The sequence below is a fragment of the Arthrobacter sp. PM3 genome (assembly GCF_003352915.1).
Taxonomy (GTDB): Bacteria; Actinomycetota; Actinomycetes; order Actinomycetales; family Micrococcaceae; genus Arthrobacter.
Genome location: NZ_CP022314.1, coordinates 195671 through 217221, shown reverse-complemented (window position 1 = coordinate 217221; position 21551 = coordinate 195671). Strand labels below are relative to the sequence as shown.

The window sequence follows — 21551 nt, the reverse complement described above, 5'->3', positions numbered from 1 at the left end:
CCGGCGGCCGCCCCCTGCCCGGGTGGTGACCTGGCTCACAGTGTTGCAACCTGACTGCAACCTTTATGCTCCTACGCTGGGTGCAACGGGGGCCGGAAGCGCCTTGCTGCCCCCATCTTGCACAGCAAAGGAGCTAGCAATGACTGTTTACGCCCAGCCCGGCACCGAGGGCTCGAAGGTCACTTTCAAGGACCGCTACGAGAACTGGATCGGCGGCGAGTGGGTGGCCCCGGTCAAGGGCCAGTACTTCGAGAACATCACCCCGGTGACCGGCAAGGCCTTCTGCGAGGTGGCCCGCGGCACTGCCGAGGACATCGAGCTGGCCCTGGACGCCGCGCACAAGGCGGCGCCGTCCTGGGGCAAAACCTCCGTGACCGAGCGCGCCGCGATCCTGAACAAGATCGCCGACCGCATCGACGCGAACACCGAGATGCTCGCCGTCGCCGAATCCTGGGACAACGGCAAGCCGATCCGTGAAACACTCAACGCCGACATTCCGCTCGCCGCGGACCACTTCCGCTACTTTGCCTCTGCCGTCCGCGCCCAGGAGGGCCGGCTGTCCCAGCTCGATGACGACACCACCGCCTACCACTACCACGAACCCCTCGGCGTCGTCGGACAGATCATTCCCTGGAATTTCCCGATCCTCATGGCCGTCTGGAAGCTCGCCCCCGCCCTCGCCGCCGGCAACGCCGTCGTCCTCAAGCCGGCCGAGCAGACCCCGTCCTCGATCATGGTGCTGATGGAACTGATCAGCGACCTCCTGCCGGCCGGCGTCGTCAACGTGGTCAACGGCTTCGGCGTGGAGGCCGGCAAGCCGCTGGCCTCCAGCCCGCGGATCCGCAAGATCGCGTTCACCGGCGAAACCACCACGGGCCGCCTGATCAGCCAGTACGCCAGCCAGAACCTCATCCCGGTCACCCTGGAACTCGGCGGCAAGAGCCCCAACATCTTCTTCAACGACGTCGCCGACACCAACGACGCCTTCTACGACAAGGCCCTCGAGGGGTTCACGCTCTTCGCCTTCAACCAAGGCGAAGTCTGCACCTGCCCGTCCCGCGCCCTGGTCCAGGAGGGCATCTACGACTCCTTTATGGCCGACGCGCTGGCCCGCACCCAGAAGATCATCCAGGGCAACCCGCTGGACACCGCGACGCAGCTGGGCGCGCAGGCCTCCAACGACCAGCTCGAGAAGATCCTGTCCTACATCGACATCGGAAAGCAGGAAGGCGCCAAGGCCCTCACCGGCGGTGCCCGCGCCGAGCTCGCCGGGGACCTCGCCGGCGGCTACTACGTCCAGCCCACCATCTTCGAAGGCCACAACAAGATGCGGATCTTCCAGGAGGAGATCTTCGGCCCGGTGGTGTCCGTGACGCGCTTCAGCGATTACAACGACGCCATGGGAATCGCCAACGACACCCTCTACGGCCTCGGCGCCGGCGTCTGGTCCCGCAACGGCAACGTCGCCTACCGTGCCGGCCGCGAGATCCAGGCCGGCCGCGTGTGGGTCAACAACTACCACGCCTACCCGGCCGGTGCCGCGTTCGGCGGGTACAAGTCGTCCGGCATCGGGCGCGAGAACCACGCGATGATGCTGGACCACTACCAGCAGACCAAGAACCTCCTGGTCAGCTACAACGAGAACAAGCTCGGCTTCTTCTAAGCCGCATTGACCCGGACGGGGCGGATCGGCAGCGATCCGCCCCGTCCGCACCATTTCCGCCACCGTCCCCAAGGAGCGATTTCCATGTCCCAGAGCAGGCTCGAGGCCGCCGTCACCCGCGACGGCGAGGACTTTTCCCGGGTGGCGCTCACCCCCGCGGCCGCAGAGCTTCTGCGCAAGCTGTGGACCCAGCACGGGCCGCTGATGTTCCACCAGTCCGGCGGCTGCTGTGACGGGTCCTCGCCCATGTGCTACCCGGCAGGGGAGTTCCTGACGGGAGGCTCGGACGTCCTGCTGGGCCTGTTCGACATCTCCGAGGGGCTTCAGCCCCAGCCGCTGGAATTCTGGATGTCCCGGGAGCAGTTCAACTACTGGAGCCACACGCACCTGACCGTCGACGTCGTCCCCGGCCGGGGGAGCGGATTCTCGGTGGAAGCCCCCGAGGGGAAGCGCTTTCTGATCCGTTCGACGCTGATGGAAAACTGGCCCGTCTAACCCGGACCGTCTCACGATGTGGGATAAATCGGGCCGTCCAGTGGATGGACACTACACTAGATAGGTCTGTTTCCATCAAGCTATCGAGATTGCGGACCTTTCTATGAACCTTTTCCGGACCAAAACCATCGAGCAGTCCATGGCCGACGCCGATGAACCCGGACGCAAGCTGAAGCGCTCCCTCAGCACCTGGGACCTGATGATCATGGGCGTCGCCGTTGCCGTCGGCGCCGGCATCTTCTCGGTCGGTGCCAAGGCCGCTGCGAACTTCGCCGGCCCCGCCGTGACCATCTCCTTCGCGATTGCCGCCGTCACCTGCGCGCTGGCCATCATGTGCTACGCCGAGTTCGCCACCGCCATCCCGGTCGCGGGCTCTGCCTACGTGTTCACGTACGCGACCATGGGTGAGATCCTGGCGTGGATCATCGGCTGGAACCTGATCCTCGAACTCTTCACGGCCGGCGCCGTGATCGCGAAGTACTGGGGCATCTACCTCAGCAAGGTCTTCGCGCTCATGGGTGTGGACCTGCCGCCGTCGATCTCCATAGCCGGGGTGGACCTGTACTGGGGCGCCTTCCTCATCGTGGCCATCTTCACTGTTCTGCTGGTCCTTGGCACCAAGCTCTCCGCCCGTGTCGGCAACATCTTCACGCTCATCAAGATCGCCGTCGTCCTCTTCGTGATCGTGGTCGGCTTCACGTACGTCAAGTTCGAGAACTACACGCCGTTCGTCCCGACGTCCGAGCCCACCGGCGGCACCGGCACTGCGGACGTCCTCAAACAGTCCTTCTTCGGCTTCCTCACCGGTGCGGCCCCGGCCCAGTACGGGACGCTCGGCATCTTCGCCGGCGCCGCCCTGGTGTTCTTCGCCTTCATCGGTTTCGACGTCGTCGCCACCTCGGCCGAAGAAGTCAAGAACCCGCAAAAGACTCTGCCGCGCGGCATCTTCGGGGGCCTCGCCATCGTCACGGTGCTGTACATTCTGGTGTCCCTGGCCCTGACCGGCATGGTGTCATACACCACGCTGGCCGAGGCCAAGAACCCGACGCTCACCACCGCTTTCGAGGCCGTCGGCAACAACGACGCCGCCAAGATCATCGCGTTCGGCTCGCTCGTGGGCCTCACCACCGTCATCATGGTGCTCCTCATGGGCCTCTCCCGCGTGGTCCTGGCGATGAGCCGCGACGGCCTCCTGCCGCGCGCCCTGTCCCGTACCAGCACCATCCGTGCGACGCCGGCCCGCCTCCAGATCATCTGCGGCGCTGCCGTGGCCCTCGTCGCCGGACTCACCAACGTGGACCTGCTGGAGGAAATGATCAACATCGGCACCCTGTCAGCGTTCGTGATGGTGAGCCTGGGCATCCTGGTGCTGCGCAAGAAGCGCCCCGACCTGAAGCCGAGCTTCCGCGTCCCGTTCGGAAAGGTGCTCCCGGTAGTCTCCGCGGTGCTGTGCCTTTACCTCATGACCAACCTTGCCGTGGAAACCTGGATCTTCTTCGCAATCTGGCTCGTGATCGGCATCGCGATCTACTTCGCCTACGGCCAGCGCCACTCCCGGCTGAATGAGAAGTTCGCGGAAGCCAAGGCCGCTGTCAACGGCCCCCGCGCGGACGTCGCCGGCAACGCCACCCGGGCTGTCGAACCGGCGGCCGAACCCGCGTCGGTGCCCGACGAGGATGCTTCCCGGCGCAACTGACGGCCACGCGGGGTCGCCTCCGGTCCGAAGCGCCCCCGGCGCCGGATCGTAGGTGGCCCCGCGTTGTGTTCGGCTTGCGGGCCGGCGGGCGCAGCCGGGGTTGCGGGATCCCTAAGATGGAGGCATGGCCCGCCCCGCAAGACCGGAACGCAAATCAGAGCTGTTGTCGGCGATTCTCGACTACCTCATGGACAAGACGCTGGCGGAACTCACCTTCCGGAGCCTTGCCGAGGGGCTGGGGGTCAGCAGCTACGTCCTGGTGTACCACTTCGGCCACCGCGACCAGTTGGTCAATGAGATCATCGGCGGCATCGAGTCCCGGCTGGACAGCATCCGCGCCACCGACGTCCGCGATATCGACCGGGAGGCGTGGGGGGCTTTCCTGCTGGAGTCCTGGCGCTGGACCATGGCGCAGCGCAACCGCCACCTGGCCCGGCTGGAGTTTGAGGCGACGGCGCAGGACGTGGTGGCGGCGGTTCCGCGGGGCACCGCCCAGGAACACTTCCGCATGCTGCACGAGAAGGCCCGGGACTGGCTTGTCATCCAAGGCATCCTGCCGGAATTTGCCGACACCGACGCCCGTCTTTTCACCGCGGCGTTCTACGGCCTGCAGTTCGACTTCGTCGTTAACAACCAGCCCGAGGAAGCCACCCAGGCCTTCGAGCTGATGATGCTGGTGTTCTTCAACAACCTGGACAGGCGCCTCGCCACGGACGGCCAGCACATCTGAGCCGGGCTGCAGGAACCCCGGAGATCAGGGGGCGGCGTATTTGCCGACCCACTCGACGAGGGGACGCAGGTCCTCCCACCGCCTTGCCACTTCCTCCACCGCCCCGGGCCCGGCCAGCCAATCCGGCCGGCCCACGTTGACGCCCGCCGTGAGGGACTTGTGTTTGAGCAGTTCCGCCCGCGGGTGCTCCTTGGCGTAGCCGCGCGGCACGGTCTTCAGGCTCTCGCCCTCCACCGCGAACCCGGCCTCCTTGACGTTGCGCACGATGTCCCGCAGGGCCTCGCCGCTGGCGGGATCGTCCACGGCGGCGCGGAAGCGCGCCAGCTGCGCCGGAGTGCTGGTGTGGCACCCGCCGCCGATGAGGAGGCCGTCGGCGCTGAGCTGGACGTAGAACCCGACGCCCTCCGCCAGGGCCGCGAAGGCCCCCTGCGCTGTCTTGTAGGGCGACTTGTCCGGCGAGAAACGGACATCCCTGTTGGGGCGAAAGAGTTTCGCGGGGCCGAAACGGGGTTCCAGTTCGTCCAGCAGCGCGGTCAGCGGCTCCTTCACGGCGGTGTCGTAGACAGGTTTGTGCTTCAGCCACCAGTCCCGGTTGTTGTTCTCTTCGAGATCGGCGTAGAACCGGAAGGCGTCATCCGGAATGCCTGCGAATGCGGTCATACCCCTGATCCTAGGGATGTGCATCCTGTGGTGGCGAGCGGAGCACGCCCGTATGTGGACAACGGCAAAACGCCCCGCCGCGGAACTCCGCGGCGGGGCGTTTCATCGGATCCGGCCCTGCCGGAAAAGACTGGCAGAAGCGGCCGTGCCGGCTCCGGCTGTGGGATCAGACCTTGTTGGCGGCTTCGGCGTCCGACTCAGCCTGGCCGGCACCCAGGTTGGCGCGCAGCTTGGCGCCGAACTCGGCGTCGACGTTGGTCCAGTACGCGATGGCGCGTTCCTTGATGTCGGCGTTCTTGACGCCGCTCACGGCACCCGTGACGGTGTCCAGCAGGCGGGCCTTCTCGCCGTCGTTGAACACCTCGCGGTACAGCGTGCCGGCCTGGCCGAAGTCGCTGTCCTCAGCGTGCAGGGTGTGAGCGGCGAGGGTCAGCTCGCCGTCGTTTTCCCAGCCTCCGCCGGCAACGGCCGGCTCCACGGCGGCGGGGCCGCCGACGGAGTTGGGTGCATACACCGGAACGGACGGGGCGTTGAAGAGGTAACGTCCGGCGCCGTCCTGGCTGTAGTTGTTCACCTGGTTCTTCGGCTGGTTGACCGGGATCTGGGCGTGGTTGGTGCCCACACGGTAGCGGTGTGCGTCCGCGTAGGAGAAGATGCGGGCCTGCAGCATCTTGTCCGGCGAGGCGGCGATGCCCGGCACGAAGTTCGACGGCGCGAAGGTGGCCTGCTCGATCTGCGCGAAGTAGTTCTCCGGGTTCTTGTTCAGCTCCATGGTGCCGACCTTGATCAGCGGGTAGTCCGCGTGCGGCCAGACCTTGGTGAGGTCGAAGGGGTTGAAGCGGTACGTCTTGGCGTCCTCGTACGGCATCACCTGGACGTGCAGGTCCCAGGACGGGAAGTTGCCGGCGGCGATGTTCTCGGACAGGTCGCGGATGTAGAAGTCGGCATCCGATCCGGCCAGGGCCTCGGCCTCGTCGCCGGTGAGGGACTTGACGCCCTGGTTGGACTTGAAGTGGTACTTGACCCAGAAGCGCTCGCCCTCGGCGTTGATCCACTGGTAGGTGTGCGAGCCGTAGCCCTGCATTTCACGCCAGGAGGCCGGCAGGCCGCGGTCGCCCATGAGCCAGGTGACCTGGTGGGCGGACTCGGGCGAGAGGGTCCAGAAGTCCCACTGCATGTCGGCGTCGCGCAGGTGGGTGCCCGGGAGGCGCTTCTGGGAGTGGATGAAGTCCGGGAACTTGATGCCGTCGCGGATGAAGAACACCGGCGTGTTGTTGCCGACGAGGTCGTAGTTGCCCTCGGTGGTGTAGAACTTCACGGCGAAGCCGCGGGGGTCGCGCCAGGTGTCGGGGGAGCCGTTTTCGCCGGCGACGGAGGAGAAGCGGATGAGCATGTCCGTCTCGACGCCCGGCTGCAGGAAGGCGGCCTTGGTGTACTTCGAGACGTCCTCGGAGGTCTTGAAGGTACCGAACGCGCCGCCGCCCTTGGCGTGGACCACGCGCTCGGGCACGCGCTCGCGGTTGAACTGCGCGAGCTTCTCGACCAGGTAGTGGTCGGTCAGGATGATCGCGCCGTCGGCGCCGACGGACTTCGAGTGGGCGTCGGAAGTGACGGGAGCGCCGGACTGTGTCGTGGACACGGCGGGCACAGTGATGTTCTCAGTCATCATTCTCCTTGGGTTGGGGTTGTTAGTTTCGTTCGGAGGGAAGCTGTTGGGTGCGCTGGCAGTCCTGGCAAATGCCCTGGTACAGCACGTCGGCGATCTGGATGGTCATCGGCTTGGCGTCTGCATCCCAGTGCGGGGTCAGGCAGGGCGCGTGGCCGACGGCGCATTCGACGTCCTCCACCCGGCCGCAACTGATGCAGACGGCGTGGTGATGGTTGTCGCCCACCCGGGTCTCGTACAGGGCGGGGGAGTGCGGGGGCTCGAACCGGCGCAGCATGTGCAGATCCGTCAGGTCGCCCAGGACCACGTAGACGGACTGGGCAGTCAGGTCCGGCAGTTCCTGCCGGGCCGCGGCCAGAATGGCCTCCGCCGGGGAGTGCGGGTGATGTTCGACGGCGGCCAGCACGGCCAGCCGCTGTTTGGTCACCCGGCGGCCGTGGGCACGCAGGGCGGCTGCCCATGTCTCGTGGGTGCCCCGGGAATCCGTCATGCACTCATTCAAGCACTTATTATGACTGGCTCACAATAAGGCAAGGCTAACCGTGTCCCGCCCGCGTCACATGCCACTTCCGGAACGCCGCTAGAGTTGCCGGGTGGGGAAATTCTTGGCGGACATGACGCCGTTGCGCGAAAGTCCGGCGTTCCGCCGCCTGTGGCTGGGGTCCGCCGTTTCCGCGCTGGGCAGCCAGCTGACGCTGGTGGCGGTGAGCCTGGAGGTATACCGGCTGACCCAGGACAGCCTCTACGTGGGCCTGCTCAGCATCTTCGCCCTGGTCCCGCTCGTCTTCGGCGGCCTGCTGGGCGGCTCGATCGCAGACGCCCACGACCGCCGCACCGTCGCCCTCCTGGCGTCCGCCGTCTTGTGGCTGACCACCGCGGCGCTCGCCGTCCAGGCGTGGCTCGAACTGGGCAACGTGTGGCTGCTCTACGCGCTTGTGGCGGTGCAGAGCGGCGCCCAGGCCATCAACCAGCCCGCCCGCAGCGCCATCATCCCGGTCCTGGTCCGCAAGGAACTGCTGCCGGCGGCCAACGCCCTGAGCATGATGGTGTTCGGCCTGACCATGACCGCGGGCCCGCTGCTGGCCGGGGTGCTCGTGGCAACGATCGGCTTCGGATGGACCTACACGATCGACGTCATCAGCTTCGTCTTCGCGTTCTGGGCGCTCCTGAAACTGCCCGCCATGCCGCCGGGGGAGCATGCCCGCCCGGCCGGGCTGCGGTCCGTCGTCGAGGGCTTCCGCTTCCTCGGCACCCGGCCCAACCTCCGCATGACGTTCATCATCGACCTCGTGGCCATGATTTTCGCCCAGCCCCGCGCGCTGCTGCCCGCCATCGGTGCGATCATGATCGGCGGCGGCGAGGCCACGGTGGGCATCCTGCTGGCCTCCACGGCCGTCGGAGCGTTCCTGGCCGGGCTGTTTTCGGGGCCGCTGGGCACGGTCTGCCGGCAGGGGGCCGCCGTTGTGTGGTCGGTGATGGGCTGGGGCGCCTCGATCGCGGCCTTCGGCCTGGTCGTTGTCCTCGCCGGAACGTCCGGGACCGGCGGCGTGACCGCCTGGCTGCTGCCGGCCGCCGTGTGCTGCGCGCTCGCCGGAATCGCGGACTCCGTCAGCGCCGTCTTCCGGACCACCATCCTGCAGGCATCCACCCCGGACCATCTGCGCGGGCGCCTGCAGGGCGTGTTCGTGGTGGTGGTGGCCGGCGGACCCAGGATCGGGGACATGATGGCCGGCGGCGCGACTAAACTTTTGAGCGAGGGATGGGTCCTGCTCCTCGGCGGCGTGCTGTGCATCGCGGTGGCTTGGACGGTGGCCCGGCTGCAGTCCGGAACCGGCCCGCTGACGGCAGGGCGGGTGCGCAGCGGATTCCTGCACTACGACGCGCGGAACCCGGTGCCGTAGCGGTTCGTTTTTCCGGGTAGGTCATTGACGCAAGGGCATCAGGAGGAACAGTGCATCGGCATCACAACGGTCTGAAGACCGCGGCGCTTTTCGGGGTCCTGTGGGCGGTGCTGCTCGGACTCGGGGCGTTCATCGCGGCCGGAACCCGCAGCACCGCGCCGATCTGGATCATGGCGCTGATCGGCGTCGGCACCACGGCCTACGGGTACTGGAACAGCGACAAGCTGGCCATCCGCGCCATGCAGGCGTACCCCGTAACGGAGGCCGACGCGCCCCAGCTGTACCAGATCGTCCGCGAGCTGTCCGGCCGGGCCAAGCAGCCGATGCCGCGCATCTACGTCTCGCCCGCCATGGCGCCAAACGCCTTCGCCACCGGGCGGAACCCGCAGAACGCGGCAGTGTGCTGCACCGAGGGCATCATGAGGCTGCTGGACGCCCGCGAACTGCGCGGCGTCCTGGGCCACGAACTGATGCACGTCTACAACCGCGACATCCTGACGGCCTCGGTGGCCGCCGCCGTCGCCGGCGTCATCACCTCGGTAGCGCAGATGATGCTGCTCTTCGGCGGCGGGGACCGGCGCAACGCCAATCCGTTCGCCGCGATCGCCATGGCGCTGCTGGCCCCGTTTGCGGCGTCGCTGATCCAGATGGCCATCTCCCGTACGCGGGAGTACGACGCCGACGAGGACGGATCCGCGCTCACCGGCGATCCGCTGGCGCTCGCCTCCGCCCTGCGCAAGATCGAACAGGGCGTTCAGCTGGCGCCGCTGCCGCAGGACCAGCGGCTGGTCAACGCCTCCCACATGATGATCGCCAACCCGTTCAAGGGCGGAGGCGTGGCCAAGATGTTCTCCACCCACCCGCCCATGGCCGAGCGGATCGGCCGGCTCGAACGGATGGCGGGCCGCCCGCTCAGCTAGCCTGCCGGCTGTGGTCCGGCGTCGCGCAGTCGCCTGACGACACGCGAACTGATTGCCGACACGCAAATGGGCCCGCGACACCTGAATACAGGTGTCGCGGGCCCGTTTGCGCGTCGCGGCGGAAATCGCGCCGCGGGAAGTGCCGTTAGCTGCGGAAGTTCACAAACTGCAGGTCGGCTTCCTCGAAGTTCTTCAGCAGGGCCATGGTCTCCTGCAGATCGTCGCGGGACTTCGACGTCACCCGGAGCTCGTCGCCCTGGATCTGGGACTTGACCGACTTGGGGGCTTCGTCCCGGATCAGCTTGTTGATCTTCTTGGCCAGGTCCTGGGCAATGCCTTCCTTGATCGAGGCCTCGAGCCGGAATTCCTTGCCCGAGGCGAAAGGCTCACCCGTGTCCAAGGACTTCAGCGAGATGCCGCGGCGGATGAGCTTGGACTGCAGCACGTCCAGGACTGCCAGGACCCGTTCCTCGGAGTTGGCCTTCATCAGGATCTTCTCACCGCTGAAATCAACCTCGGCGCCGACGCCCTTGAAATCGTAGCGCTGGGCAATTTCCTTCTGCGCCTGGTTCAGCGCGTTGGCCACTTCCTGCTTGTCGACCTTGCTGACGACGTCGAACGTGGATTCGCCTGCCATGACTGTCCTCCTGATGGTTGCCGGGTGCCTCGTTTGAGGCCGGGATGTCTGCATTCCAGCCTAGTACGGATGCCCGCGATCCGGGGCCGGGCGGGCAGCTCCACGATTCACAGTTTGCTCATAGCTCAATCATTGCGGGAACGAAGCAGGGCTGGGCAGAGTTGCAAGTGTTGGAACCGCTGCTGAAAGGCCAGAACATGCACCACAAAGCCGTCCGCTACGTCACCCGCACCACCGCCGCCGCTGCCAGCAGCCTGGCCACAACCGCCAGCGCGGTTGCCGCCGCCGCACTGGCGGCCTCGATTGTCCTGAGCCCGGCCGCGGAGGCGTCGACACGGATGGACGGTGTCCACGCGGATCTGGCCCGTGCCGTCCAGCTGAACCAGGTCACAGCGGAGCAGGCGGCACGCTTTGAAGCGCGGCTGGCCGGACGCATTCTGGGGGAGGCCTGAATTTCCGGGCTTGTTGGCCCTTTTCCGGCCCTTTTTCGACCTTCCTAAGCGCCGATTCGATTCTTCGGCAGAAGTTCTGTAAAGTTGTCTTGCCCGCGGGTACTGGAAGCGGAACGGACTGGAAACAGGCGTTCGGGGACCGGGAACCGCGAGTGATCTTCTTTTGAAGTTCGGCAGATTACCCGAGCGGCCAAAGGGGGCTGACTGTAAATCAGCTGGCAACGCCTACGGGGGTTCGAATCCCTCATCTGCCACCCTTGGAAAGCCTCCGGAACCGTCAGGTTCCGGAGGCTTTTTCTTTTTCCTCCGCATTCTGCGGGCGCGGGTGCGTGGGCTTCTTCCTTGGCCGAGCCTTCCAGGCAGACCTCCGCTTCGCCCCGTGGGCCGGGCGGGACTCACCCGGCCGGGGCATCCGGAATGGTGATTACGGTCCCGGCGGGCGGGATCCATTCGCCGCCGTTCAGCAGGTCCAGGTTGGCCATCCGCAGTGCGGAGAGCGGCACGCCGTACCGGCTCGCGATGCCCGCAGGCGTGTCCCCGGAACGTGTCCTGTACAGAAGCCGTCCTCGCCCGTCGAATCCGGTCACCTGGCCTGCAGCCCCGAGCTGCGGCACAGACACGCCCCTTAGATCGATTTCCTGACCGGCGGCAACGGACGCCGGTTCGTTGAAGCTTTTCAGGATCTCGGGAGTCATCCGGAAGTAGGATGCGATGCTCTCCCAGGTGTCGCCGTCGGCGGCCGTGTAGCGCATCGGCAGGTGGTACCCGTTCAACTCGGTCGCCCCCCGCAGGCCCGCGGGTGCCGCCGCGGTTGCCGTTTCCGTGGCCGGTGCAGCGCCGGATTCGTCCGGGCCGGACACGCACCCTGCGAGCACGCAGACCAAGGCCGAGGCCCAACACATGACCAGAACCGCTGCTGGCGGACGCGGGCGCTCTGCGCCGGAACCGTGACTCACGTTGGATGTCCTGTCGCTCGGGGCCTCCCCCCGAGGCCCGCCGCACCTGATTATTCCATACGTTGGATGAAATGCCGTTCGTCCGGGCTGCATCTCCCGGTGTTGGGTATAGTGCCCGTCATGGACGATAAGGCGACATTGCACCGTTACCTGCGCACACGGCGTGCGGACCTGCTTGCGAAGCTTGACGGCCTCAGCGAGTACGACGCACGCCGGCCGCTCACGCCGACAGGTACCAATCTGCTCGGCCTGGTCAAGCATGTGGCCAGCGTCGAAGCCGGCTACTTCGGCGAGGTCTTCGGCCGGCCCGCGGGCTTGGACCTGCCATGGTTTGCCGAGGACGCGGAACCGGACGCCGACCTGTGGGCTGCCCCCGGCGAAACCCGGGAACAGATCGTGGAACTGCACCGGAGCGCTGCCGCGCACAGCGATGCCACGATCGAAGAGCTCGCCCTCGACGAGCCCGGGGTGGTGTCCTGGTGGCCGGAGGAGCGCAGGCACGTGACCCTGCACCAGATCCTCGTGCACATGTGCGTGGAGACGGCGCACCACCTCGGCCATGCGGACATCCTGCGCGAACTGATTGACGGGAGCGCCGGGCAGCGCCCGGGCGACGCGAATCTCTCGGACCGCAGCCCCGAGGGGTGGGCCGTCCACCGGGCCCGCATCGAAGCGGCCGCGGTCGCCGCCGAAGCGCTGTCCGCCGGCCGCTAAGGGCCTGCCGGCGGCGGCGTATCGGGGCCCATGATGCCCTTCCGGCCGGTGGCGCCGCGGGCTAGCATGGCGGCATGCGTCGATTGGGTCGAAGCGGTCTGCTGATTGTTGCCACGTTGGTTGCCGGCATTGCCCTGCTGGCACTCACCGGGTGCTCGGGCCCGGCCCTGAAATCGTTCACGGGAAGCTGGGGGCAGAGCGCCCAAGGCCAGCCCAACCTCACGATCACGGACGACGGCTCCTTCCAGGGAACGGACGGCTGCAATCGTCTGACGGGCAAGGGATCGGTTTCGGGCGATTCCTTCAACTTCGGCCCGATCGCCTCCACCATGATGGCCTGCAGCGACGTCGACACGTGGCTGTCGCAGGCGCACACCGCCAAAGTGGACGGAACCGTGCTCGTTGTCTACGGCAACAGCGGCGACAAAATTGGAACCCTCGCCAAACAGTGACCCGGACTTCGGTCCCCGACGACCCCGGCAACACTCCTGCTTTCTGCGAGCTAAATCTCAGCTATCGGCGCGGGGCGTCGTAGGGTGGTCGGGTTTGCTGTCGAAGAACGAAGGAGCCAACGTGAAGTCGTTTGCCTGTGGTGATGTGGTTCCCGGCTGTGACGCCCGCTGGGTGTGCAGCACGGATGATGAGATTCTGGTCAATGTGGCGGCCCATGCAGCGTCCGCACACGGGCTGACGGAGTTGCCGGCCGACGTCGTGCGGTCCGTCCGCAGCGCCATCATTCCTGCCCGTTGAGCCACGCGGCAGGCGGCCGTCCCGGCACCGGCGCGGACCCGGGGCCGGCCTGGGACGAGCACCTGGCGGCCGCCTGCCGCGGCGAAGGCCTGTCCGCGGCCTACCAGCCCATTGTTGACACAGCCCGCGGCACGGTGGTGGGCTACGAGGCCCTGGCCCGGTTTCCCGGCTTCGCCGAAAGGAACCCCGAAGTGTGGTTTGCCGCCGCGCGCGCCCGCGGGCAGGCGGCCGGGCTCGAGGCGGCGGCCTTGCGGGCGGCGCTCGCCGTCCGCCCTTCCTTGCCGGCCAACTGCTTCCTGACCCTCAACGTCTCGCCCGGTCTGCTGCCGACGGAGGGCATCCGGGAGATCTGGCGCAGCCAGGGAAACCTTGGCGGCCTCGTCATCGAACTGACAGAGCAAACGCCCATCGACTCCTACCTGGAGCTGGAACCGGACCTGAACCAGTTGCGCGCGGCGGGTGCCCTGATCGCCGTCGACGACGCCGGAGCCGGCTACGCGGGGCTCCGCCACCTGCTTGCGCTGCGCCCCTCGCTCATCAAGATTGATCGCGAGCTGGTCCAGGACGTTGACCGTGACGAGGCCAAGCGCGCCCTGATCTCCATGCTCGGCACCTTCGCCAGCCGGGTCGACGCCTGGATCCTGGCCGAAGGCGTGGAGCGGGTGGAGGAGCTGGACGCGCTCGTAACCCTTGGCGTTCCGCTGGTCCAGGGGTATTGCCTGGCCCGGCCGGGACCACCGTGGGAACAGCTCGACCCGGACGTTGCCCACCGCCTGGCATCGAGGGCGCCCGTGACCGGCAAGAACATTGTCCGGGACATCCTGGAACCGGCGGCGGCGGCCACCAGCGCCGCTGCGGCGGCGGCGGCGTTTGCCGGCAATCCGGCGCTGCAGAACGTTGTGCTGATGGGGGAGCACCAGCGCCCGGTGGCCGTGCTCGATCCCTCCACCGCCGCGCTGGGGCTGGTCAGCCCGGGGATGCGGGTCAACCTGGACACCCCGCTCAGCGAGGCGCTGGCACGGTCCATGACGCGGGCTGAGGGAAGCCGCTTTGACCCGCTCCTGGTGACGGACAATGCCGGCCGCTATGCCGGCGTCGCCCGGATGGAACGGATGATCACGGCGCTGGCCACGGCCCGCAACTAACCGTGCCGGCCGCCGAGCAGGCGGTCGGTCGCGGGATCCGGCATCCCGTCGAAGAACCGGTCCAGGACGGCGCGGAACACGGGATCGTCCGGGGCGGCCCGCAGGAACAGTGTCATGGACGACTGCAGCTTCCGGGCATCGATGCCGCCCAGGATCTGCACCGCCGACAGCCCTTCCGCCCCGGCGACGGCGGCGGCAGCCTCGCGGAGGCGGGAACCGAGGACTGCATGCCGCACGTAAGCCCGCGCCTCATCAAGCGACATGATTGCGTACCTGCGGGCAGTCTCGCTGTGACCGAGCCCCGCAAGCTGGGGGAACACGAACCACATCCAGTGGCTCCTCTTCAGGCCCGCGCCCAGCTCGGCAAGAGCCCGGCTGTACGTTTGGCCGGCGTCCTGGGCGGCCACGAACCGTTCAAGATCGTAAGGGTCTTCCATGACCGCTAGGCTACGACGCCGGTGCCCGCCGCGACAGTCCGGGGATCCGGCCGGAGAGGTCCTTAGGCCGGGGCTAAATTGGCGGTCCCCGGCGTATCGTGTCCCCTATGGCGAGCGTCGTGGAGATGGCCGGGGTGGTGAAGCGATTCGGGACGGTCACTGCCCTGAACGGGCTGGACTTTTCCGTCGACGCAGGAGAGGTCCACGGCTTCCTGGGCCCGAACGGCTCCGGGAAATCGACCACCATCCGCCTGCTCCTGGGGATGCTCCGGGCCAACGCGGGGTCCATCCGGGTCCTGGGCCTTGACCCGTGGCACGACGTCGCCAGCCTCCACCGGCGCCTGGCCTACGTCCCCGGCGATGTCGCGCTGTGGCCCAACCTGACCGGCGGTGAAGTGATCGACCTCCTCGGACGGCTTCAGGGCGGCCAGGACGCGGGCCGCCGGGACCGGCTGCTACAGATATTCGACCTCGACCCGACCAAGAAGTCCCGCACCTATTCCAAAGGCAACCGCCAGAAAGTCGCCCTGATCGCCGCGTTGGCCACCGATGCCGAGCTGTTCCTGCTCGATGAGCCCACCAGCGGCCTGGATCCGCTCATGGAGGAAGCCTTCCGCGGCTGTGTCCGGGACCTCCGGGACCAGGGCCGCACGGTGCTGCTCAGCAGCCACATCCTCAGCGAGGCCGAGGCCCTCTCGGACCGGGTCAGCATCATCCGCGAGGGCCAGGTGGTGGACACCGGGCGGCTGGACGAGCTCAGGCACCTCACCCGGACGTCCGTCACTGCCGACGTCGCGGCGATGCCGGCAGGGCTGGACGCCCTGCCCGGCGTCCACGACGTCGTCATCACGAACCACCGCGTCAGCGCCCAGGTGGAACCCTCCGGGCTGGCCCCGCTGATGCGGGCGCTGACTGACGCCGGTCTGCTCGCACTGACCAGCCAGCCGCCGACCCTCGAGGACCTGTTCCTGCGCCACTACGGCGCAACGGTGCCGGCCGCCGGGGACGGGCAGCGGGCGGCCCGGTGATGCGTGACACGCTGGCGGGAACGGGGATCCTGATCCGGCTCGGGCTGCGCCGGGACAGGTGGCTGCTGCCGGCCTGGATCGCAGGATTCGCCGTGACGGCCTATTCAACGGCTGTAGCCGGCGCAGAGCTCTACCCCGACGTCGCGAGCCGGGTCAGCGCCGCAACGGCCTTGAATGCCACGGCCTCGCTGGTGGCGATGTTCGGCAGGGTCTACGACCCCACGTCGCTCGGGGCGCTGTCCCTGATCAAGTACACGGCATTCATGGCGGCCATCCTCGCGGTGCTCATGGTGGTCATCACCATCCGGCATACCCGCAGCGACGAAGAGTCCGGGCGGCTGGAACTCCTCGGCGGCGGCCGGCTGGGGCGCGACGCCCCGCTCGCGGCCGCCCTCAGCATCAGTTTCGGGGCGAGCCTCATCCTGGGGCTGGTCACTGCCGTGGCGCTGGCCGCCGGCGGCCTTCCGGCCGCCGGATCCCTCGCCTTCGGACTGGGCTGGGCAGCCACCGGCATGGCGTTCAGCGCCGTCGCCGGGGTGACCGCCCAACTGACCGCCAGCGCGCGGGCCGCCACGGGGCTGGGTGTCGGCATCGTCGCCGTGACCTACGCGCTGCGGGCCGTGGGTGACCTCGCCGAACCCGGCCCGTCCGCGTGGTCATGGCTTTCGCCCATCGGCTGGAACCAGCAGATCCGCGCCTTCGCCGGGGACCACTGGTGGGTGCTCGTCCTGCCGATGGCACTCTGCGCCGCCCTCGTGCCCGTGGCTCTGGCCCTCCGGGCCGGGCGGGACCTCGGCGCCGGGCTGCGGGAGGACCGTCCCGGGCCCCCGCGGGGGGCACTTCGCGGCGTCGGCGGCCTTGCCGTGCGCCTGCAGCTGCGCCTGCTGGCGGCATGGTCGGTGGCCTTCGTGGTGTTCGGCGTGGTGATCGGCTCGCTCGTAGGAAACGTCACGGACCTGTTGAGTTCCCCCAACGCGCAGGATCTGATCAGGATGCTCGGCGGAACCCAGGCCATGACGGATGCGTTCATTGCCGCGGAGGTCAGCGTCATGGGACTGCTGGCTGCTGCCTACGGATTGTCCGCGGCCAGCCGCCTTCGTGACGAGGAGACGGCCGGCCACGTGGAGGCACTGCTGGGCACCGCCACCACCCGGCCGCAGTGGGCGACGAGCCATTTCGCCCTCGCACTGGCCGGCGTCGTCCTTCTCATGCTGCTGGCCGGGCTGTCGATCGGCGCCGGCGCCGCCGGGGTCCTGAACGACGGAAACCAGCTGTGGCGGGTGACGGCGGCCGCCGCCGCCCAGATCCCCGCGGCGTGGGTTATGACCGCAGTCGTACTGGCCGTCTTCGGTTGGGCGCCCCGGCTCACCGGGACGGTCTGGGGTTTGCTGCTGCTTTTCGTCGCGCTGGGAGAGTTCGGCGTGCTGTGGAACGCCCCGGAATGGCTCATGGACCTCTCGCCGTTCCGGCATTCGCCGCTGCTCCCGCTGGATTCCGGCGCCGTCGGGCCTCTGCTGGGCCTGACGGTGGCTGCAGCTGCGCTCGCTGCCCTCGGTTACGCCGGGTGGCGCCGCCGGGATCTCGCCGCCTGAGCCCGGCCGGCGCGGGCCCTCCCGCCCTGTTCCCGGTCCGGGGGCGGCGGTAGTATCAACCTCGAGAGCCGTTGTCGCTCTCCGGGATTGGCCGGGGAGCCGCTCTCGGGCCGAGTCGGAGGCACCATGGACGACGCATATGGGCTGTTCACCAAGACAACACTGGTGGAAATCTGGCTCCTGCTGTCGACCTTTGTCCTTTGCTCCCTGATAGGTACCGAGCGCCAGGTCCGGCAGAAAGTTGCCGGGTACCGCACCCATGTCCTGGTCGGACTCGGATCGTGCACGTTCACGCTGATCTCCGCCTACGGGTTTTCCGCCGCGCTGCCGCCCGGGGCCACCATGGACCCGTCCCGCATTGCGGCCCAGATTGTCAGCGGCATCGGCTTCCTCGGCGCCGGCGTGATCTTCAAGGGCAGGAATGCTGTCCGGGGCCTGACGACGGCGGCGAGCATCTGGGTGTCGGCCGCGGTCGGCATGGCGTGCGGCGCCGGGATGCTTTCACTGGCCCTTTCGCTGACCGCATTCCACCTCATCACCTTGTACGTGGTTTCTCCCGCGGTCCGCAGAATCCCCACCCAGGACACCAACCGCGTCCTGCATCTGGGCTACGCCGACAACCAGGGCGTGCTCAGAAAGGTTCTGGAGATCGCCACCAACATGGGCTTCAGCTCATCGATCCTGAGCACCAAGAAATCGGGCACCGAACAAAAACCGATAGTCCTGATGGACATCCGCTTCCACGGGCATCTTCCGTTACGGGAACTCGTCCCCTACCTGCTGGACGTGCCGGGCGTGACGAGCGTCACCGTTCACGGTGCCGACCCGAATGAGGACGACGACGAAGCCACGGCTTGAGGGCCCTGATTGAACGTGCGCGGAATGACCGTTAGAGTCTCCGGGTGACCGGGACCAGTACCGCCTTGACAGCGAGAGTGCGCGTGCGGGTGTTGCACAGGTCCGACGCCGGCCCGCTCGCCGCGGCCTACCTCCGCAACCGCGAACACCTGGCGCCGTGGGAGCCTGTGCGGGCGGAGGAATTCTTCACGGCGGAGGGACAGTCCGCCAGCATCGAAGCCAAGCTCCGGCTGTTCGTTGCCGGATCGGACGTGCCGTGGGTCCTTCTGGACGGTCCCCGGGTGGTCGGGGTCATGAACCTCAGCGGCATCGTCCGGGGGCCGTTCCTCAGTGCCCACGTCGGGTACTGGGTGGACAAGGACCTGACCGGGCAGGGGATCGGCTCGGCCGCGCTGGGATTCGCCGTCGAGGCCGCCCGGACGGAGCTGGGGCTGCACCGGCTGCAGGCCGCTACCCTCCCGCACAACGCGGCATCACAGCGAATCCTGAAACGCGCCGGCTTCGAGGAAATCGGCCGCGCGCCCGCCTACCTCCGGATCGCCGGCACCTGGCAGGACCACATCCTCCTTCAGCGGATCCTGTTCTGATGGCAGCTGAACCCTGATGCCAGCTGAATGGGGTGCCCCCGTGACCTTCGGCGGCCTGCACCACGTAGAACTCTGGGTGCCGGACCTGCCGCGGGCCAAGCGCCAGTGGGGCTGGCTGCTGGGCCGGCTCGGCTACGAGCCCTACCAGGACTGGGCCCACGGATGCAGCTGGCGTCGCGGCCCGACCTACATTGTGGTCGAGCAATCGCGCGACTTGACCGGTGCGGTGCACGAACGCACCGCGCCGGGGCTGAACCATCTAGCATTCAGTGCAGGAACGCCGGAGCAGGTCGATGCCCTGGCGGCCGAAAGCCTCAACCATGGCTGGCGTGCATTGTTTCCGGAGAAATACCCGCACGCGGGCGGACCCGGCCACTTCGCGGCCTACCTTGAGAATTCGGACGGCTACGAGGTTGAACTGATTGCCACGCACTGACGGCCGCGGCGTGGCGGATCAAAGCCGCCGGCCGCGGCCGTCGTGGCCTGGGGATTCAGTGCCCGGAGATTCGGTGCCCTAGGACGCCGGCGGTGCGTTTTCGGCCTTGAGTTCCTCGCCGTGGGCGATGATCGCATAGATGATGAGGACGTCGACGGCGATGACGATGACGGACCACCATGGCTGCGACGGAATCAGCATCAATTGAACCACCGCGCTGAGGCCGGCCAGGATGACCGCCGTGATCCGGGCCCAAGTGGCACCGGCGAACAGCGCGACGGCGGTGAGAATCAGGCCTGCACCGATGGCAATATTCCACCAGCCCCAGCCCTTCGCATCGAAGAGGAACAACGTGCCCGGCGTCGCCAGATAGTACGTGTCGGGCCCGGTCAGCGCGACGAGTCCCTGGAGACCGCTGAAGACGCCGTTGATAATCAGAATGACCCCCGCAAAACGGGCCCAACCGGTCCAGCCGGTTACAGTGACAGGGTGATGGGCAGTACTCATGATTCCGACCGCTTTCCGTTGAACGCTCTGCCGTCGGCCTCATGGTCGGCGCAGTCGTGGATGAAGGTAGTACTGATTCCGATTATGTTCCCGCACGGCGGCACGGTCAATCGGTCCAAAGGTCCCTTATTCCCGCCCTTGGCAGCATTGTTACCCACCGGTAACATTGCCCCATGCACCTCTTGCTTCGTACCCTCCTGCTGCTGTTCACGTCCTCGCGCCGCCCGCCCCTGAGTATCTGGGACAGCTCGTCCCTGCCGTTGCGGGTCCTGCCGACCGACATTGACATCGCCATGCACGTCAACAACGGCATGTATTTCTCGCTGATGGACCTCGGCCGCTTCGACCTCATGGCCCGCAGCGGAACCTGGAAGAAGATGCGCCGGAAGGGCTGGACCCCGGTGGCGGCCGGTGAAACCATCGCCTTCCGCCGGTCGCTGCAGCTCTGGCAGCGGTACACGGTCGAAACCCGGATCATCGGCCTGGACGCGAAGGCCATCTACTTCGAACAGCGGATGGTGGTGGACGGCGAGATCTATGCCCGCGCCTACATCGCCACCCGGCTGGTACGAAAGGGCAAACCGGTCAGCCAGGACGAGATTCTCCGCGAATTCGGCGCCCCGCCGGCGGGTCTGGAACTGCCGGAGTGGATCCATGACTGGCGCGAAACCAACGGGCTGCCCGGTGCCCGGCGTCCGGCCCCGCATGCCTGGGCCTGAGCAGCGCCCGCGCCTGCGGGGTGTGCCAACAGCGAAATGCCGGGGACAATCACCGCAGGCTCCCGTACCGTTGACTCATGGCTACCGTAGACATCACAGGTGAACAGTTCGCATCGACCGTCGAGGACAACGACATCGTCCTTGTCGATTTCTGGGCCGAATGGTGCGGTCCGTGCAAGCAGTTTGGCCCCACGTACTCAGCAGTCTCCGAGAAGCACCCGGACGTCGTTTTCTCCAAGGTGGACACCGAGGCCGAGCAGCAGCTCGCCGCCGAGGCCGGCATCACCTCGATCCCCACACTGATGGCATTCCGCGAAAAGGTCCTGGTGTTCTCGCAGCCGGGCGCCCTGAACGCCCAGCAACTGGAACAGGTGGTGGACGCCGTCAAGGCCCTGGACATGGAGGAAGTCCACGCCCATGTGGCCCGCTCCCAGGCCGAAGCCGCTGCCGCGGCGGCCAAGCAGGACGGCACCCAGATCCCCGAAGCCTAAACCCCTACAGGCACAAGCAACGCGGGGTCACTCCGCGCCCATAAATCCTTCCTGGACGGGCGCGGAGTGACCCCGCGTTGCTGTTGGGGGCCTCAGGCTGTTGGGTGTCCCCAGGGCCGGGGGCCGTGGAGGGGTTGGTCAGACTTTCTCGACCTTGACCGGCTCGGCCAGCAGCGCGCTGAGGGATTCGTTCAGATCCTGGAGGGCGGTGCCCTTGGCATGCTTGTCGAGGTCGTCCTGGCTGGCCCACCGTTCGGTCAGCACGAGCTTGTCCTCGTTGGCTTCGGTGAGCTCGTAGCGGATGCAGCCGGGCTCGTTGACCACCTCGTCAATGGCGATTTCCAGGGCGAGCTTCACGCGGAAGAATTCGCCGTCGTTGGGGATGAAAGTGGCCAGCAGGTCGATGGGTTCGCTCATGCCAAATACCCTACCGGGCGTCCGCGCCGGCGCCGGCAGATGACCTCAAGATTTCATAGGACTTCCAAGCTTTGCTCTTCTTTTGCCCCCGCGC

26 protein-coding genes and 1 tRNA gene are annotated in these 21551 nt (G+C 67.3%); 19 read left to right on the top strand and 8 right to left on the bottom strand.

What is annotated here, in order from left to right; translation table 11 throughout:
- Positions 1-139: 139 nt before the first annotated feature.
- The 4 genes from CFN17_RS01085 to CFN17_RS01070 all read left to right on the top strand — a co-directional run bounded on the left by CFN17_RS01085 (position 140) and on the right by CFN17_RS01070 (position 4584).
- Positions 140-1663: an aldehyde dehydrogenase family protein gene (locus CFN17_RS01085; protein ID WP_208749582.1), complete on the top strand. Its 1524-nt coding sequence runs from the start codon at positions 140-142 to the stop codon at positions 1661-1663.
- Between the two features lie 84 nt (positions 1664-1747).
- Positions 1748-2158 carry a DUF779 domain-containing protein gene (locus CFN17_RS01080; RefSeq protein WP_208749581.1) on the top strand — a complete coding sequence of 137 codons (411 nt, stop codon included), beginning with the start codon at positions 1748-1750 and terminating at the stop codon, positions 2156-2158.
- A 103-nt stretch (positions 2159-2261) separates the two neighbouring features.
- Positions 2262-3854, top strand: a complete 1593-nt coding sequence (locus tag CFN17_RS01075) for an amino acid permease (protein ID WP_208749580.1) — start codon at positions 2262-2264, stop codon at positions 3852-3854.
- Positions 3855-3978: 124 nt separating this feature from the next.
- Entirely contained in the window at positions 3979-4584 is a 606-nt protein-coding gene (locus CFN17_RS01070; RefSeq protein ID WP_208749579.1) for a TetR/AcrR family transcriptional regulator, read from the top strand.
- 24 nt (positions 4585-4608) lie between these two features.
- On the opposite strand, the gene CFN17_RS01065 is transcribed toward CFN17_RS01070, so the two are convergent.
- The 3 genes from CFN17_RS01065 to CFN17_RS01055 form a co-directional block, all read right to left on the bottom strand.
- Positions 4609-5244: a DUF2461 domain-containing protein gene (locus CFN17_RS01065; protein WP_208749578.1), complete on the bottom strand. Its 636-nt coding sequence runs from the start codon at positions 5242-5244 to the stop codon at positions 4609-4611.
- A 166-nt stretch (positions 5245-5410) separates the two neighbouring features.
- The gene (locus CFN17_RS01060) at positions 5411-6892 is read right to left on the bottom strand and encodes a catalase (RefSeq protein WP_208751267.1); all 1482 of its coding nucleotides are present in this window, start codon (positions 6890-6892) and stop codon (positions 5411-5413) included.
- Positions 6893-6932: 40 nt separating this feature from the next.
- The gene (locus tag CFN17_RS01055) at positions 6933-7400 is read right to left on the bottom strand and encodes a Fur family transcriptional regulator (protein ID WP_208749577.1); all 468 of its coding nucleotides are present in this window, start codon (positions 7398-7400) and stop codon (positions 6933-6935) included.
- Positions 7401-7503: 103 nt separating this feature from the next.
- Between CFN17_RS01055 and CFN17_RS01050 the strand changes: the two genes are divergently transcribed.
- Both CFN17_RS01050 and htpX read left to right on the top strand, forming a co-directional pair.
- Positions 7504-8811: an MFS transporter gene (locus CFN17_RS01050; RefSeq protein ID WP_261792296.1), complete on the top strand. Its 1308-nt coding sequence runs from the start codon at positions 7504-7506 to the stop codon at positions 8809-8811.
- A gap of 50 nt (positions 8812-8861) precedes the next feature.
- Positions 8862-9731: a zinc metalloprotease HtpX gene (htpX, locus tag CFN17_RS01045; RefSeq protein WP_208749576.1), complete on the top strand. Its 870-nt coding sequence runs from the start codon at positions 8862-8864 to the stop codon at positions 9729-9731.
- A gap of 145 nt (positions 9732-9876) precedes the next feature.
- Here htpX and CFN17_RS01040 read toward each other — a convergent pair whose 3' ends face one another.
- Positions 9877-10368 (bottom strand): YajQ family cyclic di-GMP-binding protein, encoded by a 492-nt coding sequence (locus tag CFN17_RS01040; RefSeq protein WP_090951202.1) that lies wholly within the window; start codon positions 10366-10368, stop codon positions 9877-9879.
- 197 nt (positions 10369-10565) lie between these two features.
- Between CFN17_RS01040 and CFN17_RS01035 the strand changes: the two genes are divergently transcribed.
- Together CFN17_RS01035 and CFN17_RS01030 are read left to right on the top strand one after the other, a co-directional pair.
- On the top strand, positions 10566-10820 hold the full coding sequence (locus tag CFN17_RS01035; protein ID WP_208749575.1) for a hypothetical protein: 255 nt from the start codon (positions 10566-10568) through the stop codon (positions 10818-10820).
- A 172-nt stretch (positions 10821-10992) separates the two neighbouring features.
- Positions 10993-11074, top strand: a tRNA-Tyr gene (locus tag CFN17_RS01030).
- Positions 11075-11215: 141 nt separating this feature from the next.
- Here CFN17_RS01030 and CFN17_RS01025 read toward each other — a convergent pair.
- On the bottom strand, positions 11216-11680 hold the full coding sequence (locus tag CFN17_RS01025) for a LysM domain-containing protein (protein ID WP_208749574.1): 465 nt from the start codon (positions 11678-11680) through the stop codon (positions 11216-11218).
- Between the two features lie 216 nt (positions 11681-11896).
- On the opposite strand from CFN17_RS01025, the gene CFN17_RS01020 reads away from it, so the two are divergent.
- The 4 genes from CFN17_RS01020 (at position 11897) to CFN17_RS01005 (ending at position 14385) form a co-directional block, all read left to right on the top strand.
- The gene (locus CFN17_RS01020; protein WP_208749573.1) at positions 11897-12490 is read left to right on the top strand and encodes a DinB family protein; all 594 of its coding nucleotides are present in this window, start codon (positions 11897-11899) and stop codon (positions 12488-12490) included.
- Between the two features lie 74 nt (positions 12491-12564).
- Positions 12565-12942: an META domain-containing protein gene (locus CFN17_RS01015; protein ID WP_208749572.1), complete on the top strand. Its 378-nt coding sequence runs from the start codon at positions 12565-12567 to the stop codon at positions 12940-12942.
- 121 nt (positions 12943-13063) lie between these two features.
- On the top strand, positions 13064-13240 hold the full coding sequence (locus CFN17_RS01010; RefSeq protein ID WP_208749571.1) for a DUF1059 domain-containing protein: 177 nt from the start codon (positions 13064-13066) through the stop codon (positions 13238-13240).
- Positions 13237-14385: an EAL domain-containing protein gene (locus CFN17_RS01005; RefSeq protein ID WP_208749570.1), complete on the top strand. Its 1149-nt coding sequence runs from the start codon at positions 13237-13239 to the stop codon at positions 14383-14385. Before CFN17_RS01010 ends, CFN17_RS01005 begins: the two co-directional genes overlap by 4 nt.
- Here CFN17_RS01005 and CFN17_RS01000 read toward each other — a convergent pair.
- On the bottom strand, positions 14382-14822 hold the full coding sequence (locus tag CFN17_RS01000; RefSeq protein WP_208749569.1) for a DUF1810 domain-containing protein: 441 nt from the start codon (positions 14820-14822) through the stop codon (positions 14382-14384). The genes CFN17_RS01005 and CFN17_RS01000 overlap by 4 nt on opposite strands.
- Positions 14823-14929: 107 nt before the next feature.
- Here CFN17_RS01000 and CFN17_RS00995 point away from each other — a divergent pair, with 107 nt between their 5' ends.
- The 5 genes from CFN17_RS00995 (at position 14930) to CFN17_RS00975 (ending at position 19323) form a co-directional block, all read left to right on the top strand.
- On the top strand, positions 14930-15850 hold the full coding sequence (locus tag CFN17_RS00995) for an ABC transporter ATP-binding protein (protein WP_208749568.1): 921 nt from the start codon (positions 14930-14932) through the stop codon (positions 15848-15850).
- Positions 15850-17442: an ABC transporter permease gene (locus tag CFN17_RS00990; RefSeq protein ID WP_208749567.1), complete on the top strand. Its 1593-nt coding sequence runs from the start codon at positions 15850-15852 to the stop codon at positions 17440-17442. Before CFN17_RS00995 ends, CFN17_RS00990 begins: the two co-directional genes overlap by 1 nt.
- Positions 17443-17568: 126 nt before the next feature.
- Entirely contained in the window at positions 17569-18300 is a 732-nt protein-coding gene (locus tag CFN17_RS00985; protein ID WP_208749566.1) for an MgtC/SapB family protein, read from the top strand.
- A gap of 83 nt (positions 18301-18383) precedes the next feature.
- Positions 18384-18887 carry a GNAT family N-acetyltransferase gene (locus tag CFN17_RS00980; protein ID WP_395926963.1) on the top strand — a complete coding sequence of 168 codons (504 nt, stop codon included), beginning with the start codon at positions 18384-18386 and terminating at the stop codon, positions 18885-18887.
- Positions 18888-18903: 16 nt separating this feature from the next.
- Positions 18904-19323, top strand: a complete 420-nt coding sequence (locus tag CFN17_RS00975) for a VOC family protein (RefSeq protein WP_208749564.1) — start codon at positions 18904-18906, stop codon at positions 19321-19323.
- Positions 19324-19401: 78 nt separating this feature from the next.
- On the opposite strand, the gene CFN17_RS00970 is transcribed toward CFN17_RS00975, so the two are convergent.
- Positions 19402-19830: a hypothetical protein gene (locus CFN17_RS00970; protein ID WP_208749563.1), complete on the bottom strand. Its 429-nt coding sequence runs from the start codon at positions 19828-19830 to the stop codon at positions 19402-19404.
- Between the two features lie 173 nt (positions 19831-20003).
- Here CFN17_RS00970 and CFN17_RS00965 point away from each other — a divergent pair, with 173 nt between their 5' ends.
- Both CFN17_RS00965 and trxA read left to right on the top strand, forming a co-directional pair.
- On the top strand, positions 20004-20549 hold the full coding sequence (locus tag CFN17_RS00965; RefSeq protein ID WP_208749562.1) for a thioesterase family protein: 546 nt from the start codon (positions 20004-20006) through the stop codon (positions 20547-20549).
- 77 nt (positions 20550-20626) lie between these two features.
- Entirely contained in the window at positions 20627-21040 is a 414-nt protein-coding gene (trxA, locus tag CFN17_RS00960; protein ID WP_208749561.1) for a thioredoxin, read from the top strand.
- A 138-nt stretch (positions 21041-21178) separates the two neighbouring features.
- Here trxA and CFN17_RS00955 read toward each other — a convergent pair whose 3' ends face one another.
- On the bottom strand, positions 21179-21457 hold the full coding sequence (locus CFN17_RS00955) for a putative quinol monooxygenase (RefSeq protein WP_208749560.1): 279 nt from the start codon (positions 21455-21457) through the stop codon (positions 21179-21181).
- Positions 21458-21551: the final 94 nt, after the last annotated feature.

Coding starts and splice junctions, on each gene's coding strand:
- CFN17_RS00975 (WP_208749564.1), top strand. CDS start 18,904: ATGCCAGCTGAATGGGGTGCCCCCGTGACCTTCGGCGGCCTGCACCAC.
- CFN17_RS01080 (WP_208749581.1), top strand. CDS start 1,748: ATGTCCCAGAGCAGGCTCGAGGCCGCCGTCACCCGCGACGGCGAGGAC.
- CFN17_RS01040 (WP_090951202.1), bottom strand. CDS start 10,368: ATGGCAGGCGAATCCACGTTCGACGTCGTCAGCAAGGTCGACAAGCAG.
- CFN17_RS01075 (WP_208749580.1), top strand. CDS start 2,262: ATGAACCTTTTCCGGACCAAAACCATCGAGCAGTCCATGGCCGACGCC.
- CFN17_RS01070 (WP_208749579.1), top strand. CDS start 3,979: ATGGCCCGCCCCGCAAGACCGGAACGCAAATCAGAGCTGTTGTCGGCG.
- CFN17_RS00990 (WP_208749567.1), top strand. CDS start 15,850: ATGCGTGACACGCTGGCGGGAACGGGGATCCTGATCCGGCTCGGGCTG.
- CFN17_RS01065 (WP_208749578.1), bottom strand. CDS start 5,244: ATGACCGCATTCGCAGGCATTCCGGATGACGCCTTCCGGTTCTACGCC.
- trxA (WP_208749561.1), top strand. CDS start 20,627: ATGGCTACCGTAGACATCACAGGTGAACAGTTCGCATCGACCGTCGAG.
- CFN17_RS01020 (WP_208749573.1), top strand. CDS start 11,897: ATGGACGATAAGGCGACATTGCACCGTTACCTGCGCACACGGCGTGCG.
- CFN17_RS00955 (WP_208749560.1), bottom strand. CDS start 21,457: ATGAGCGAACCCATCGACCTGCTGGCCACTTTCATCCCCAACGACGGC.
- CFN17_RS00970 (WP_208749563.1), bottom strand. CDS start 19,830: ATGAGTACTGCCCATCACCCTGTCACTGTAACCGGCTGGACCGGTTGG.
- CFN17_RS01085 (WP_208749582.1), top strand. CDS start 140: ATGACTGTTTACGCCCAGCCCGGCACCGAGGGCTCGAAGGTCACTTTC.
- CFN17_RS01035 (WP_208749575.1), top strand. CDS start 10,566: ATGCACCACAAAGCCGTCCGCTACGTCACCCGCACCACCGCCGCCGCT.
- CFN17_RS01000 (WP_208749569.1), bottom strand. CDS start 14,822: ATGGAAGACCCTTACGATCTTGAACGGTTCGTGGCCGCCCAGGACGCC.
- CFN17_RS01055 (WP_208749577.1), bottom strand. CDS start 7,400: ATGACGGATTCCCGGGGCACCCACGAGACATGGGCAGCCGCCCTGCGT.
- CFN17_RS00995 (WP_208749568.1), top strand. CDS start 14,930: ATGGCGAGCGTCGTGGAGATGGCCGGGGTGGTGAAGCGATTCGGGACG.
- CFN17_RS00985 (WP_208749566.1), top strand. CDS start 17,569: ATGGACGACGCATATGGGCTGTTCACCAAGACAACACTGGTGGAAATC.
- CFN17_RS00965 (WP_208749562.1), top strand. CDS start 20,004: ATGCACCTCTTGCTTCGTACCCTCCTGCTGCTGTTCACGTCCTCGCGC.
- CFN17_RS01015 (WP_208749572.1), top strand. CDS start 12,565: ATGCGTCGATTGGGTCGAAGCGGTCTGCTGATTGTTGCCACGTTGGTT.